We start from the raw sequence: 14,825 nt of genomic DNA on the forward strand, positions 1-14,825 counted from the left end.
AAATACAGAGACGCATGAAAACCAACATCGGAATATCTGACGAGCATAGCCAGGCCGTTGCCTACCAATTGAACAAGTTGCTCGCCAATGAATTTGTACTTTATACCAAAACCCGCAACTACCACTGGAATATCGGCGGCATGAATTTCTTCGAGCTGCACAAGCTTTTTGAAGGACAATACGAGCAGTTGCAGGTGATTCTGGACGATATCGCAGAGCGTATCCGCGCTATCGGTCACTATTCGGAAGCGCGTTTAGCCGACATTCTGAAACTGACCGACCTGCTCGAACCGGAGTACACCACGGAACCGAAAACACAACTGCAAAATTTGCTGGATGACCACGAAACAATCATCCGTTTGCTTCGTCCGCTGGTGACCGAATTTGCAGATACTTACAAAGACCTGGGATCAAGCGATTACGTGACCGGCCTGCTCAGAGAGCATGAGAAAATGGCCTGGATGCTCCGCGCGTTCCTGAAATAGGGTTTTGTAATGAACATAAAAAAGCCGGTCGGATCGCAAGGTCCGCCGGCTTTCGTGTGTACAGGTAGATATTTTTACTTGTTATTCAGTTGTGTCTCAGTTTTGATCTTTTCAATTTCTTCCTGCTGCGCTACCGATTTGAAATAGAAATATAAACCGGCGATCAGGAAGATTTTCGACAGGATGAATACGGCGATGAACGCAGGACGCCACAATTTATGCACCTTCATGTGCGTGTCGTTCACCTCTACGTCGAGGTATTGTTTCGCGTCAACGGGCTCTTGGTAGCTGTTACGACCCTTTTTCTCGCGGATGCTTCTCAGCAATATGATTTCCCGTACGGCTTCGGGAGGAGGTACAGCGCCTTCCGAGAAGTAACGTTTGATGTCGTATTCGAGATCATTGACGTACTCAGCCATTTCACTGTCTGCCAGCATCATTTCCGCTACCTGCGCCTGCTCATCCTCGTTGGCCAGTCCCATTAAATGTGACTCGAGAATGCCGCTCTCGATAAATTCCTGTTTGCTCAATGGGTGTAAAATTTATGCGTTGCGATATGATTTGAAAAACTCGTGAAAAGAACGAAGTACTTCCTTCTTGGATATATTCAATTTACCCGCGACTTCGTCCGGCGTGAAACCCTGCCTGAATGCGAGATCAAAAATGCTTTGCGGAGAAGTGTCTCCCGGAGCATATTCGGCTCCTGCGGGCGCCAAGGCAGTCAGTTTGCGCTTGGCTTCCACGGCTTTGGCTCGTGCCAGCTTGATCACGCACGCTGCAAAGGTAAAGGGATAACTGTTACAAGACTGCAATTGCGGAGAGGAGAATACGCTTACCAGCACCTCCTGTGCGAGATGTACTTGCGGCAGGATTTGTAATATAATGCCATATGCCATGGCGCCGTACTGGTCATACACTTCAAGGGAAGTGAGCGTTTTGGGTTTCGAAAGTGCGTGACCGTCGACTCCATTGCCAGCTCGTTCTAATTCATTCATATACGCAATTAATTGATCGGATATTGGGTCGGGTAAATCGGGAAGCTCTTAGTATGATGTTGAATTTAAGGAAGTTTTGAATAAATAGTGTGAGGCGTTGCGGGTAAATTTAATAGAATGCTCCATAAAAAGGTCGGTTGTGTGTAAAAAGTTTGAATTAAAGTTGTCAAAGTATTTCAAAGGCTGTACCATTTTTTAGTTCGGTATTTCATTTCCGGGAAGGGTTTCCGATGGTTAACTTTGCCGGATGAAAGAAAAATTAGCAGTCATTTTTGATATGGACGGTGTGATTGTCCATACCAATCCTTATCACTCCCGCGCATTTCGCGAGTTTTTTTCAAAACGAAATCTTTCGCCTACCGAAGAGGAATTTGCCCAGCATATGTATGGCAAAAGCAATAGCTATATTTTAAGCCATTTTTTGCAACGTGTAGTGGAAGGCGAGGAATTGCTGCAAATGGAGGAGGAAAAGGAAGGGCTATTCCGTGAATTGTACGCGCCCTATGTGGAGCCGATCACCGGAATCGTAGCATTCATGCATGATTTGAAAGCAAATGGAGCAGTGCTGGGCGTAGCCACCTCCGCTCCCCGGGCGAATCTCGATCTGATCCTTAGCAAGGTGCCCATTCAGGAAATGCTGGGTTCGATCCTGGCCAGCGAGGATGTGAAGAAGCACAAACCCGATCCCGAGGTTTACCTCAGCTCAGCAAAGAACCTGGGTGTTGAGCCTGCGCAATGCGTTGTATTTGAAGATTCATTCTCGGGCGTATCGGCCGCGCTCAACGCCGGTATGCGCGTGGTAGGTGTACTTAGCTCGCATACCCGCGAGGAGTTGCCGCCGTGTAATCTGTATATAAACGATTACAGCGACCTCTCTTACGAGAAGATCGCTGCGCTCTTTTAGAAATCGGATTCCAGAATGGCTATAAAGTGACCGGATCGTTGACCCGGACGTCGAAAGCGCCCGTCAGGACTTTTTCGTTTCGTTTGATTTGAAGAAATATCCGGTACTGGCCGCCTTTCGGGAAGGCATAGGGAAACGAAATACGCGTTCCGTGTTCCATGCCGGTCATGCCGCCTTCGGTAACATTGTACATGCCCATTTCCTGCATCAGGAATATTTCCCGATCGACGGTCGGCATGGCTTTGAGATGGGCTAAATGCCGGTCGATGCTGTCGCGGAAAACGTCCGGTTTGGGCCATTTGGCAACGTGGGCGGTATCCGAGATACGATTTTCAAAAGACTGCTCCGCAGCCATCGAATAGGAACCGCTCGGGTGCAAGTGAACGTAAACCGAACCATCGGAGCGCATAACGACCGCGTGGCCGAGCATGCCCAGGTAAGGTTCCGGGAAGCAAGGGCTATTGTCCGGATTGTATATTTCAAAATTGAGCTGATAGGGTTTCCCCGCTTCGAGCGCTTTGTCGGGCTTGCCTTCCCAAATGGCGTAGGAGCCGTCTTTGAAAACGGTTTTGGTACCTGGTTTTCCGCAAATGACCACGTTTTCGCCCATAGGCACCCTGCCGGGTGTATCGAGCGGGTCGGTAATGATGTAGGTATCGTCTTCGGATATTGCTTTGGCGACCTGTGCAGCTGGCTTGGCCTGGATCACCAGCGTGTCGACGATCGTTTCGGCAAAGCCGGAGTACTGCACGATATCCGAGTAAACCAGGTACTTGCCCGCAGGTAAATCGGGCAATGCTGCCTCAAACGTCAGGCTATCCTTTCGGTCGGGGTGGACGTGCGCAAATGCATCGAGCCCCGGCATGCGCACCAGGAAAGTGTGCATAATCTTCCCGTGATCGGGGATCAGGGTGCTGAGCGTGCTTCTTTTCTTCCGGTGGTCCCAGTTCGTCGTGTCAATTTTCAGTTGAAACACACGTTGTGAATCGGCTTCGATGATCGCCGTTTTAGCACTCAGGGGTTTGTATAACCACTGCTTGTACTCCGCCGCCCAGCTATCCCACCAGCTGCTTCCGCCATACAAAATCAGCGAGCATACTGCCGTGGCAATGCCCATATTGATCCATCGCTTCCGTTTTTGAGCTGCGGTCAGGCTTTGGCCGGGTTTCAAAAGGCCGTCGCTCACGCTTGCACCGATGGTCGTGATCATCAGCAGGAAAAGCAGCAGCCCGAAAATGCTCAGACCGATACCAAGGCCTTTCGGCATATCGCGCTCGGCGGTTGAAACAGCCACTACGGGGATAATCAACTCGGCATCGCCCTGGACGCCTTCAATGCTGATCTGCGCACTGGATGAGCCAGGTTCCATGAGCCAAACCGCACCCTGGAACTGGCCTTTTTGGCCCGGTACCGGTAATAATGGGTCGGCAGTAGGCGCACCTTTATCGCCCGAGTAGAAATAGATTGGCCGCACCGACACTTTGCGGGCTTCGCCATACTCAATAAAAACCGTAACCTGCGCCGTTCCCGGGATGACATCGGGCGGGGTCACGCTCACAAGGACCTTATATGCGCCGGCCTGCGCCTGCATTTGTACGCCCGCACTTCCTACGTGCGCGTACGAGGCTGTGCTTTGCAGCAACAGGAGAAAGAGATACAGAATTTTTTTCATCGTTGAATCCGGTGCATCCAGTTACCCCACGCCAGTCCGATGCGGGTTGAGATTAATGTTAAAACCAATGCGATTCCCAATCCTTTGAGCAGTCGCGGCGTTCCTTCCACCATCCATGGACCGAACTTGTAGCGGTACTCCCAGTTGGGATCATTCCCGAAATACCAGTAATGACTTCCGAAGAACCAGTTACGCGCATAGGGCGACTCCATCAGGAACCCGCCGAAAAACCATTGAACTACAAAAAACACGACCAGGAATGCGACGCCGAGCAGGATCGTGAGTTTCCATTCGTTCCAATGCGCGAAGCGATAGCGAAGTATATCGATCACAACGGCCGGGACAATCAGTAAAATCGGGAAATGGAAGCCCTGGTAATGGGTAATGTGGTTCAGAATAGGCCCGAGTTTGGGCTCCGCAGGAAAAAGCGGAATGATCCACAGCGTACCGAGCATTAATGCCGTGTAAACACCGGCCACGGCGGTTACGGCCCATTTATGCGAAACGGCCCTGCCAACTGCTACCAAAAGCAGCGGAAACGCAGCCCCGGCAAAGATGTAGAAGCTCGACCTGTGTACGCGCATTCGGCCCAGTTCCTCGGATATTAGTGTGAACCAGATAGTCAGCAGAAATCCCGCTGAAAGTGCAAACAGCCAGAAAAGTGTTCTGTCCAATGCTTTGGCCCTTTCAATACCACCGAAAAGTTTCAACTGGTTCTTCACCGCAATAACGCTGATCATCGCACCAAACTGAATGCCTATAATGCCGAGGATCAACACGGTATGCGGAGGCGAAAGGATGGTTACGTCGAGGCCGTAGGTATTATGCCACCAGTCGTCGAAAGGGGCGGAGGTAAGCATCGATAATGCGCCCCAAACGCAGAACAACGAGCCGAGCGAGCTATAAAAGAAGCCCCAGATCCTGACACTGGCTGCTTTTTCGATATCACTTCCAAAAAATGTCTTTCTCAAAATCTCATAACCCGAAAACAAACCGGCTACCAAGGCCCCCAGGTAAATGACCAGGTGCGGTGGTGACAGCAGTCCATCCCGACCGATGCTCATATGCCAGCAGATATCCCAAATGAGCCCGGTAATCACACAAAATGATGCGAAAACGGTGGCAAAAATGTAAACAGGGATGCCCGGACTGGCCTGTACGGTCAATGTCCGGTCGCCGGTCAGCGGCGGAGGAGCTGCGGTGTCTTGCATATGGGGTAGAGGAAATTGAGTTGTGACTGCAAATTTCGAAAAGGACAACCAGATTCCGTGCTACCCCTATGATAGTTGTTTATTATTAAGTTCAGAAGGGACGCATGGCTTTTACGAAACGGCCTTTGAAATAAGTTGAAAAGAGGTTGTCCTCACGTACACCGCGGGAGGTAGAAGCGTGGATGAATATGATCTCGTCGCGGCCGCGGACGTCGGTAACAATGCCGGCGTGCGATACGTACCCTTCCTTGCCGGCTTCGGGAACGAAAAACAGCCAGTCGCCCGCTTTAATTTCTTCCACACTACCCACTTCCTGCCCGAATTCGGATTGCTGCCACGAAATGCGGGGGACTTTCACACCCATTTCGGAATAGACCTGGCAAATGAGGCCGGAGCAATCGATGCCTTCCTTGTCATTCCCGCCGGAGCGATAAGGCGTACCGGTGTAGGTCCGGGCGATTTGTACTACTTGCGGGATATTCTCAGTATTTGCATCGCCGGGCCGCGCGTACGTCGGGGAGGTGTTGCGCGCAGGTGCCGGTTTTTTGGCCGGAGCTTTTGCTACGGGTTTGCGGGCAGGTGGTCTACGGTCAGACGGTCTGCGGGCGGGTGCCGTGCGGCCTCGTGACGCCGTGCGCGATGATGTGCTCCGTTCGGGCGTAGTCCGGAATACTTCGCAGGAAAGCAATGTGGTGATCAGGAGGATGAGAATCGTGCAGGAAAGGGATTGGGAAATGTACTTCTTCATGCGTAAGCGAAATATGGCCTGATACTTTTTCAAAAATAGCAATTAATGTGTTTACTATTTTAACTGCATTAGGTCTGAAAAATTGTAACAAATATTGTGAGGCCCCTGCTTTGTAAGTAGCTTTGTCCCTGACGTTCATTCCTTTTAAATTAGCATTTGACCCCTGATGAAAATTATTTGTGTAGGCCGGAATTACGCAGAGCATATCGCCGAACTGAATAACCAGACACCCGATTCCCCGGTTATATTTCTGAAACCTGAAACCGCACAGCTTCGCCCCGGCGAGGATTTTTACTATCCCGAATTTTCAAAAGACGTTCATTACGAAGTCGAACTGGTCGTGAAAATCAACCGGGCGGGGAAAAATATCGAGGAAAAATTCGCTCACAAATATTACAGCGAAATCGGAATAGGCGTGGACTTTACGGCCCGCGACCTGCAATCCGAACTGAAAGCAAAAGGGCTGCCCTGGGAGCTGGCAAAGGCATTCAATGGCTCTGCGCCCGTTTCAGACTTCGTGCCGGTGTCGGATTTTGCGGATATCCAGGACATCAATTTCAGTCTGGATGTGAATAGCGAGACGCGGCAGAACGGCAATTCGTCGATGATGATCTACCGGATCAATTACCTGATCTCGTTTGTTTCCAAATATTTTATGCTCAAAACGGGCGATCTTATCTTCACAGGTACACCCAAGGGCGTCGGTCCGGTGCAGATCGGCGACAAGCTGACAGCCTCGATCGAAGGCAAGAAGATGCTCGAACTGTTCGTTAAGTAAACCGTACTCTTCATATCACCCGGTCGTCGTACCGACTATTCATGCACTTTTTCATGCGTCATTATTTTCGGGCATTTGTCCGTTCAGGGTTGTTTGTATTGGGGTTGGCAGGTATTGCGGGGGGAGCATTGGCTCAAAAACAATCCTATCCGAAAGGCTATTACCAGTTTCCGATCCGTCCGGGTTTACCCAATTCGCTGGCTGGTGGCCTCGGCGATTTGCGGAGCAACCACTTCCACGCGGGCCTGGATATTCGTACTCAACAGCGCGAAGGCCTGCCTGTGTACGCGGCGGCCGAGGGTTATGTTTATAAAGTGGCAGTTCAGAGGACAGGTTATGGAAACGTAATCTATTTGCGCCACCCGAATGGACAAACCACGGTTTATGGACATTTGTTGAAATTCAGCGATCCGCTGGCATCGTGGGTGCGGCAGGAACAGTATAAAAAGCAGACATTCGAAATCGACCTCTTTCCGGAAGCGGGTCAGTTTACATTCAAGAAAGGTGAAGTAATCGCATTGTCGGGGAATACGGGCGGTTCGGCCGGGCCGCATTTGCATTTTGAAGTGCGGGATTCGAAAGATAACTACCTGAATCCGCTGTATTTCGGGTTTAATGAAATCAAAGACGTTACGCCTCCGAAGTTTGTCAATCTGGCGATCAGGCCGATGGATATTAACGGGCGGGTAAACGGGCAGTTTGACCGCCGGGTTTATACACCCGTCAAACTGAAAGACGGTACCTGGCGTTTGGCTGAGCCGGTTTCGGCTACCGGCATTGTGGGTCTTGATCTCATAGCATTCGACCAGATGACCGGCACCGGTTTCCGCTATGGTCTGCAATGCATTGAGATTAAAATGGACGGTCAGGAAGTGTTTTCCTACAATATTGAAGTATTTCCAAACGCCTCTACCCGGGATTATAACAACCTGATCGACTACGAAACCGAGCAGGCGACCGGCCAGCGTTTCCTGAAATGCTACGTTCCCGACGGGAATCAATTCAATTTATATAAAACCAATGCGATCAACGGCAAGCTGAATATTGCCGATACACTTAGCCACGAGGTGAAAGTTAGAATTTCGGATTCCTATGAGAACTTCTCCGAGCTGATATTTACGATTAAAGGCGAGCCGCAAAACCCGCCGTTACCTGCATTTAATACCGAGGTAAATCCGGAATATGTGCAGACCGAGATACGGGAGAATACCTTGGTTGTGAAAGCGAAGTACTACCGCAGCCAGGATCCTTTCGCGACTTTTTATATTAAAGGAAAAGGAGAGCGAAAAGTGCCCAACCTGTACGCAGGTGAGTCGGCTGTTTTTCTTACGGATTTGAGAAAGGAAATGCCTGATTCCGTGAAAGTGGGCACTACTACTGTAAAGACTTTCCTGCGTAGTCAGGTGCTGCCGGGCATTGCCTCGTCATTCAAGGACGCGAAATGGTCGGTCGACCTGGATAATACCAGTCTTTTTGATACGCTGTTTTTAATGGGCCAGCAGAATTTCAATGCATTAACCATTAATAACCGGGGCACGGCATTGAACGATTACATTCACGTTACATTCACGCCCGAGAAAGCGCCCGAAGAGAAGTCGCGCACTTACGTGTATCGTTACCTGAACGGCGATTACCGGTTCCTGGGGGGGAAATGGGACGGCGACCTGATCCGTTTCGACACCCGCGAGCTGGGCACGTTTGTGATCCAGGAGGATACCGTTCCGCCACGTGCACGGCTGGTGGAGCATAGCAAGCATCGCATACGCGGGTACGTGGGCGACGGGCTGTCGGGGATCGCGAATTTCAAGGCAATGGTGAATGGTGAATGGGTTTTGCTGAATTACGATTTCAAAAAGGGCTATATATGGTCGGAAAAACTGGATGATAGCCAGCCATTTGAAGGAGAACTCGTGCTGGAAGTGACGGATAGGGCGGGAAATAGTACTATCTTGCGAACAGAATTGGTAGACCTGGTTGTTAAACCTAAGAAAACCAAAAAACGTAGAAGATAGATTATGGGCCTACAAGTCGGTGACCCCGCACCCGCATTTTCAGTAAAAGATCAGGATGGAAACCAAGTAAAGCTGTCGGATTTGAAAGGAGAGAAAGTAGTTTTGTACTTTTATCCCAAAGATAACACACCTACCTGCACCAATCAGGCCTGCAACATCCGCGACAACTACGGAGCACTCCTGAAAAAAGGTTACAAGGTATTCGGGGTGAGCCCCGACAGCGAGAAATCGCATCAGCGGTTTATCAAAAAACATAACCTCCCATTTCCCCTGCTGGCTGATACGGAGCATAAAATGATTGAGGCTTACGGCGTTTGGGGAGAAAAAACAACTTTTGGAAGAACCTATATGGGTTTACTCCGCACAACTTTCGTCATCAACAAAAAAGGGATCATTGAGGAGATCATTTCCAAAGTGGAATCATCGAAACACACTGATCAAATTCTTGGAAAAACTGAATAATAATCAGTCATTTTAACATTCCGAATAGCAGGACATTTACGCCGCCTAAATCGTCCCGCACTCGGGTAACCCGATTAAGGACAGTCCAATAGAAAATAAATGAAAATGGAAATTGAACAATTAGAAAAAGTAGCATCCCAGGTTCGCAGGGACATCGTACGAATGGTACATGGTTGTCAGTCGGGTCACCCTGGCGGGTCGCTGGGTTGCACCGAATTGTTGGTAGCATTGTATTTTGAGCGCATGAAGCTTAAAGAGAACGATGGTAAGGTTGTATTCGATATGGACGGCAGGGACGAAGACCTTTTCTTCCTTTCGAACGGCCACATTTCCCCGGTATGGTACAGCGTGTTGGCGCGCAGAGGGTACTTCCCCGTATCGGAGCTGGCTACTTTCCGCAAGCTGGATTCACGTCTGCAAGGACACCCCACCACCCATGAGCACCTCGAAGGTATCCGCATCGCGTCGGGTTCACTGGGCCAGGGATTGTCGGTAGCACTGGGCGCGGCAACTGCTAAGAAATTGAACAACGACAAAGGAATCGTATATGTACTGATGGGCGACGGCGAGCAGCAGGAAGGCCAGGTTTGGGAAGCCGCTACTTTCGCACCGCACCACCAGGTGGATAACCTGATCGCATTCATCGACCTGAACGGCCAGCAAATCGATGGCCCGACTGTCAAGGTAATGAACAACCGCGACCTGGGTGCCAAATATGAAGCATTCGGATGGGAAGTAATCTCTATCGAAGAAGGAAACGACATGGCGGCAGTGGCGAAAGGCCTGTACGAGGCCAAAGGCCGTCTGGGACATGGCAGACCGATCATGGTATTGCTGCACACCGGCATGGGCTATGGCGTCGATTTCATGATGGGCAGCCACAAATGGCACGGTGTTGCGCCTAACGACGAGCAATTGGCGGCGGCACTGGCTCAGCTTGACGAAACTTTGGGAGATTATTAATATCCGGACCAGCGTGGCAATGCACGCGGTTTCATAAACAGACAATATTCAAAATGAAAAAATACACTTTCACTGAGAAGAAAGATACGCGTTCGGGCTTCGGTGCCGGAATGCACGTGCTGGGGCAGCAAAATCCCAACGTCGTAGCGCTTTGCGCCGACCTCGTTGGTTCATTGAAACTGGAACCGTTCATCAAAGAAAACCCTGAACGCTTTATCCAATGCGGTATTTCCGAGGCGAACATGATCGGCGTTTCCGCTGGTTTGACCATCGGAGGCAAAATTCCTTTCGCTACTACTTTCGCGAACTTCGCTACTGGCCGTGTGTACGACCAGATCCGTCAGAGCGTAGCGTATTCTAACAAAAATGTAAAAATCTGCGCTTCACACGCAGGTCTTACTTTGGGTGAAGATGGTGCTACCCACCAGATCCTGGAAGATATCGGTATGATGAAAATGCTTCCGGGCATGACCGTTATCAACCCTTGCGATTACAACCAGACCAAAGCAGCTACCATCGCCATTGCCGACCACGAGGGACCAGTTTACCTGCGTTTTGGCCGTCCGGTAATCCCTGTTTTCACCGATGCTGACCAGAAATTCGAAATTGGTAAAGCATGGATGGTGAATGAAGGAACCGACGTGAGTATCATCGCTACCGGCCATATGGTATGGGAGGCGATCCAGGCTGGCGAAATCCTCGAAGCGGATGGTATCAACGCCGAGATCATCAATATCCACACCATCAAGCCTTTGGATGAGGAAGCGATCCTGAAATCGGTGGAGAAAACAGGTTGCGTGGTAACAGCTGAGGAGCACAACCGTATCGGCGGCTTGGGCGACAGCGTTGCACAAGTTTTGGTTAAAAACAAGCTTGTTCCGCAAGAGTACGTGGCCGTAAACGACAGCTTTGGAGAAAGCGGTACGCCAGCGCAATTGCTCCAAAAATATGGTTTGGACGCGAAGCATATCGTAGAAGCCGCGAAAAGAGCGATCGCAAGAAAGCAATAGAAGAATAATCCAATTCCCATTCCCCGTTCCCCGTCGACTCAAGTCGACGGAATCGGATTAAAAAAGGGTCTTGCATATCTATTGCCGGGACGGCATCTCACAAGAATGCATCGCCTTGCCGTCGACTTAAGTCGACGGGAATTGATTAGAGATTAGATTAAATTGATCAGATCTGAATATTGATCAAATCAGATTGATTAATAGAATAGAATCAATTGAGCTCTGAGAATGCAAAACAGTTGTTTTTGCTATCTCAGAGCTCTTTTATTTGTCCTGCACAAAAAAATAAACTATTATTGACCGGCGTTGACTTCGGGCCCCGGTACAATTATTGGTCACCCGGATTTCCTGTAAAAAACGATCAGGTTAATACTGATTAAATGTCCGACGAAGAATTACTATCCCTATTTGAAAATCCCGAAACGCGAAGGAACGCTTTCAATCAGCTGGTGCGGAAGTATCAGCAAAAAGTATATTGGCTGGTAAGGAAGATGGTGGTCGATCATGATGATGCCAATGACATTACTCAGGATGTATTTATCAAGGCATGGAGCGCGCTGGAAAACTTTCGCGGCGACGCCAAGCTCTACACCTGGTTGTACCGCATTGCGAGCAACGAAGCCATTAATTTCCTGAATAAAAAGCGACGGAAATATTTCATTCCGATCTACGACGTCGAGAATGAGCTGAGCGAAAAGCTGGAAGCCGACCCCGACGTGAGTGGTGACGCCATCCAGCTGAAATTGCAGAAGGCATTATTAAAATTACCAGAAAAGCAGCGTTTGGTATTTAACCTGAAATATTTTGAAGATTTACCCTATGAAGAGATTTCCGAAATCACCGGAACCTCGGTAGGGGCGCTAAAAGCCTCATATCATTGGGCTTCCAAAAAAATTGAGGATTTTTTGAACGATACGGATTAAACTATTTGCATTCACATTGGTCAAACCTTCACAAGACAGGAAATATAAATAATCATGGACAAAAAACGTATACGGCTGGATGATCTGAAGAGGGAGACGCCCTTTTCCGTGCCGGAAGGTTATTTTGACAAGCTGCCGCAAATGATCCAGGCCCGGATCCCCGCGGAGCCCGTCCGTAAACCCCTCGTAAGCTGGTCGTGGCAACGCTCCGTCGGATTGGCGGCAGCATCGGCATTGATTCTCGTGCTCGTGTGGGTAACGGTACCGGAGCGCCAGGGATCGCTGGGGCAGGAGCCTCTGAGCGACATCAGTAACGCCTCTATCATCAGCTACCTGGAAGACCAGGACATCAGTTATTACGATCTAAGCGAACACAAGGTGGTTCAGAAAGCATTCGAATCCGATTCGACCGTGCTGAATTACCTGGACGGTCTGGAAGACGATATTCTTCGCCAGCAATTGGAGGAAGTTATGGTTGCCCCGGAGAAGATTTGACCCTAACGAACAATCGAAATGAACTTACAAATTGAATTCAAACGGTATCGGAACACTTTAGCTCTTTTGCTCCTATTCATCGGGGTCGCATCCACGGCAGCCCAGGCACAGCGCCGTTCCGAGGAAGAAATAAAGAAGATCCAGGACGCCAAGGTGGCGATCATTACCAACCGCCTCAACCTGACGCCGGAACAGTCCACCGATTTCTGGCCGATGTACAACGAGTACTCACAGAAAAGACGCGAGATACACCGGGCGCAGCGCAAGATCATTAATGATAAAAAAGCCGAGGGTCAGAACGACGAGTCGGTGCTGAACAACCTGAAAGAAGTACAGGAACTTCGCCAAAAGGAACTCGATCTGGAAAAGGAATACCAAAACAAGTTTTTAAAAGTAATTACAGCCAGTCAGGTAATCGAATTGTATAAAGCTGAACGTACATTCAACGACATGCTGATCCAACGGTTGAAGCAAAAAAATTGAGTTAGCCTGCTTGTCGACTTATTACAACAACAGAAAGGCCCGCTTCCGTACGGAGGCGGGCCTTCTTTTATGAAACAGGTTATGCTAATGAGCTCCCACTGCGGCCACTTCGCCGATACCACGCGTTTCAAGCGTGATATTGCGCAGCGGCGCCTGGTGTTTTTTGAAATCCTGGATGATTTCGAGCACGTCGTAGTCGATATTCATCGATTTCGAGCCGTCGATCACCACGGTAGCGCCGTCGGGCAGGTTATCGAGCGTAGCGCTGATGCTTCCTTTATTGAGAAACGTGACTTCCTCTGAAAGCAAAAGCGTGATTGTCTCGCCGTTCCGATGCTCTTCTTTAATATAATGGTAAGAATGCTTGTGGTTCTTTTTCAGGATAAAATAGATCGCGATCACCATACCTATACCGATTCCTTTGAGCAAATCAGTGCTGAGAATTGCGATAATGGTTACCACGAAAGGGATAAACTGTTCCAGACCCAGTTTGTACATTCCTTTGTACAATTCGAATTTGGATAGTTTATAGCCTACCATCAGCAGGATCGCCGCCAACGATGCAAGCGGAATGTAGTTGAGGTACTTGGCGATGAACACCACGGAAACCAGCAAAATGGTACCATGTACGATTGTACTCAGTTTCGTACGGCCACCCGAATCGACGTTAGCCGAGCTGCGGACGATTACCTGTGTGACCGGTAGCCCGCCTATCAGACCGGAAGCCATATTCCCCACACCTTGCGCGATCAGCTCCCTGTTGGTAGGCGTGCTGCGTTTGAATGGGTCGAGGCGGTCGGTTGCTTCTACGGAAAGCAATGTTTCAAGGCTGGCAACAATAGCCAATGTAATGGCCACGGTGTAAACTTCCGGCTTGTTGAATGCAGAGAAATCAGGTGTTTTAAAGAAGCTGAAAAACTCTGAGGCGCTCGAGGCCACTGGCAACTGCACCATATGCTCGCCCGACAACGCCCATTGTGGCGCTGCGGCTCCGAAAACGAGGTTCAGGACCACGCCGATAATCACCACAAACAACGCGCCCGGCACATACCGGAACAACTGGATCCGTTTCATGAACGGCTTGTCGAACAGGATCAGCAACGCCAGCGATACCGCCGAAATAATGATGGCACCCGTGCTGTTATAGCGAAGCGAATAATACACTTCGGTGAAAGTATTACGGCCGTCTTTCTGCGCAAATGCCTCATCGCCCATAAAGTCGGCATCGTAGCCGAATGCATGCGGTATTTCCTTTAAAATAAGTGTAATACCAATGGCGGCGAGCATTCCCTTGATCACCGAGGAAGGAAAATAGTAACCGATAATGCCGGCTTTCAGAAAACCGGCGATCACCTGCAAAACTCCCGCGAGCACCACTGCCAGCAAAAACGCCTCGAAGCTGCCGAGGGTATCGAGCGCATTGAGTACAATCACAACCAGACCCGCTGCCGGACCTGCCACACCCAGGGAGGAGCCGCTCAGTGAGCCTACTACGATTCCGCCTACGACACCGGCGATAACTCCTGAAAACAGGAGATCGGAACGCCCGGTCGAGGCCAGCGCGATACCGAGGCATAACGGCAGCGCTACCAGGTATACGACAAGCCCGGAAGGTAAATCGTATTTGATATTGGCGAACAAACTTTTATTATTCAATGACATACGATTGATTCAATAAGGATCA

Annotated in this window: 16 protein-coding genes; 10 read left to right on the plus strand and 6 right to left on the minus strand. The window is 49.7% G+C overall.

The window, feature by feature from the left end; genetic code table 11:
* Nucleotides 1-14 precede the first annotated feature (14 nt).
* On the plus strand, nucleotides 15-485 hold the full coding sequence (locus CLV60_RS19165) for a Dps family protein (RefSeq protein WP_106596983.1): 471 nt from the start codon (nucleotides 15-17) through the stop codon (nucleotides 483-485).
* A gap of 74 nt (nucleotides 486-559) precedes the next feature.
* Here the strand turns inward: CLV60_RS19165 and CLV60_RS19170 are convergent, their stop codons facing one another.
* On the minus strand, nucleotides 560-1,015 hold the full coding sequence (locus tag CLV60_RS19170) for a hypothetical protein (protein WP_229211045.1): 456 nt from the start codon (nucleotides 1,013-1,015) through the stop codon (nucleotides 560-562).
* Between the two features lie 12 nt (nucleotides 1,016-1,027).
* Nucleotides 1,028-1,480, minus strand: coding sequence for an RNA polymerase sigma factor (locus tag CLV60_RS19175; protein ID WP_106596984.1), 453 nt, complete (start codon nucleotides 1,478-1,480; stop codon nucleotides 1,028-1,030).
* A 247-nt stretch (nucleotides 1,481-1,727) separates the two neighbouring features.
* Here CLV60_RS19175 and CLV60_RS19180 point away from each other — a divergent pair, with 247 nt between their 5' ends.
* The gene (locus CLV60_RS19180) at nucleotides 1,728-2,384 is read left to right on the plus strand and encodes an HAD family hydrolase (RefSeq protein ID WP_106596985.1); all 657 of its coding nucleotides are present in this window, start codon (nucleotides 1,728-1,730) and stop codon (nucleotides 2,382-2,384) included.
* A 19-nt stretch (nucleotides 2,385-2,403) separates the two neighbouring features.
* On the opposite strand, the gene CLV60_RS19185 is transcribed toward CLV60_RS19180, so the two are convergent.
* From CLV60_RS19185 to CLV60_RS19195, 3 genes are all read right to left on the minus strand, one after another.
* Nucleotides 2,404-4,056 (minus strand): DUF8832 domain-containing protein, encoded by a 1,653-nt coding sequence (locus CLV60_RS19185; protein ID WP_106596986.1) that lies wholly within the window; start codon nucleotides 4,054-4,056, stop codon nucleotides 2,404-2,406.
* On the minus strand, nucleotides 4,053-5,267 hold the full coding sequence (locus tag CLV60_RS19190) for a hypothetical protein (protein ID WP_106596987.1): 1,215 nt from the start codon (nucleotides 5,265-5,267) through the stop codon (nucleotides 4,053-4,055). The genes CLV60_RS19185 and CLV60_RS19190 overlap by 4 nt, the downstream gene beginning before the upstream one ends.
* A 91-nt stretch (nucleotides 5,268-5,358) precedes the next feature.
* The gene (locus CLV60_RS19195) at nucleotides 5,359-6,015 is read right to left on the minus strand and encodes a C40 family peptidase (RefSeq protein WP_106596988.1); all 657 of its coding nucleotides are present in this window, start codon (nucleotides 6,013-6,015) and stop codon (nucleotides 5,359-5,361) included.
* Between the two features lie 166 nt (nucleotides 6,016-6,181).
* On the opposite strand from CLV60_RS19195, the gene CLV60_RS19200 reads away from it, so the two are divergent.
* The 8 genes from CLV60_RS19200 (at nucleotide 6,182) to CLV60_RS19235 (ending at nucleotide 13,141) form a co-directional block, all read left to right on the plus strand.
* The gene (locus CLV60_RS19200) at nucleotides 6,182-6,793 is read left to right on the plus strand and encodes a fumarylacetoacetate hydrolase family protein (RefSeq protein WP_106596989.1); all 612 of its coding nucleotides are present in this window, start codon (nucleotides 6,182-6,184) and stop codon (nucleotides 6,791-6,793) included.
* Between the two features lie 53 nt (nucleotides 6,794-6,846).
* Nucleotides 6,847-8,805, plus strand: coding sequence for a M23 family metallopeptidase (locus CLV60_RS19205; protein WP_229211046.1), 1,959 nt, complete (start codon nucleotides 6,847-6,849; stop codon nucleotides 8,803-8,805).
* Between the two features lie 3 nt (nucleotides 8,806-8,808).
* Nucleotides 8,809-9,267 (plus strand): thioredoxin-dependent thiol peroxidase, encoded by a 459-nt coding sequence (gene bcp, locus CLV60_RS19210; protein ID WP_106596991.1) that lies wholly within the window; start codon nucleotides 8,809-8,811, stop codon nucleotides 9,265-9,267.
* A 105-nt stretch (nucleotides 9,268-9,372) separates the two neighbouring features.
* Nucleotides 9,373-10,230, plus strand: a complete 858-nt coding sequence (locus tag CLV60_RS19215; protein ID WP_211302256.1) for a transketolase — start codon at nucleotides 9,373-9,375, stop codon at nucleotides 10,228-10,230.
* A 53-nt stretch (nucleotides 10,231-10,283) separates the two neighbouring features.
* Nucleotides 10,284-11,240, plus strand: coding sequence for a transketolase family protein (locus tag CLV60_RS19220; RefSeq protein ID WP_106596993.1), 957 nt, complete (start codon nucleotides 10,284-10,286; stop codon nucleotides 11,238-11,240).
* A 380-nt stretch (nucleotides 11,241-11,620) separates the two neighbouring features.
* Nucleotides 11,621-12,163, plus strand: a complete 543-nt coding sequence (locus CLV60_RS19225) for a sigma-70 family RNA polymerase sigma factor (RefSeq protein ID WP_106596994.1) — start codon at nucleotides 11,621-11,623, stop codon at nucleotides 12,161-12,163.
* 54 nt (nucleotides 12,164-12,217) lie between these two features.
* On the plus strand, nucleotides 12,218-12,658 hold the full coding sequence (locus CLV60_RS19230) for a hypothetical protein (RefSeq protein ID WP_106596995.1): 441 nt from the start codon (nucleotides 12,218-12,220) through the stop codon (nucleotides 12,656-12,658).
* A 66-nt stretch (nucleotides 12,659-12,724) separates the two neighbouring features.
* A complete protein-coding gene (locus tag CLV60_RS19235) occupies nucleotides 12,725-13,141 on the plus strand; it encodes a Spy/CpxP family protein refolding chaperone (RefSeq protein WP_229211047.1) in 417 nt (138 codons plus the stop codon).
* An 84-nt stretch (nucleotides 13,142-13,225) separates the two neighbouring features.
* Here CLV60_RS19235 and CLV60_RS19240 read toward each other — a convergent pair whose 3' ends face one another.
* Complete coding sequence (locus tag CLV60_RS19240) at nucleotides 13,226-14,803, minus strand: SulP family inorganic anion transporter (protein WP_106596997.1); 1,578 nt, start codon at nucleotides 14,801-14,803, stop codon at nucleotides 13,226-13,228.
* Nucleotides 14,804-14,825 lie beyond the last annotated feature (22 nt).

The sequence above is a fragment of the Dyadobacter jiangsuensis genome, assembly GCF_003014695.1.
Classification (GTDB): Bacteria; Bacteroidota; Bacteroidia; order Cytophagales; family Spirosomataceae; genus Dyadobacter; species Dyadobacter jiangsuensis.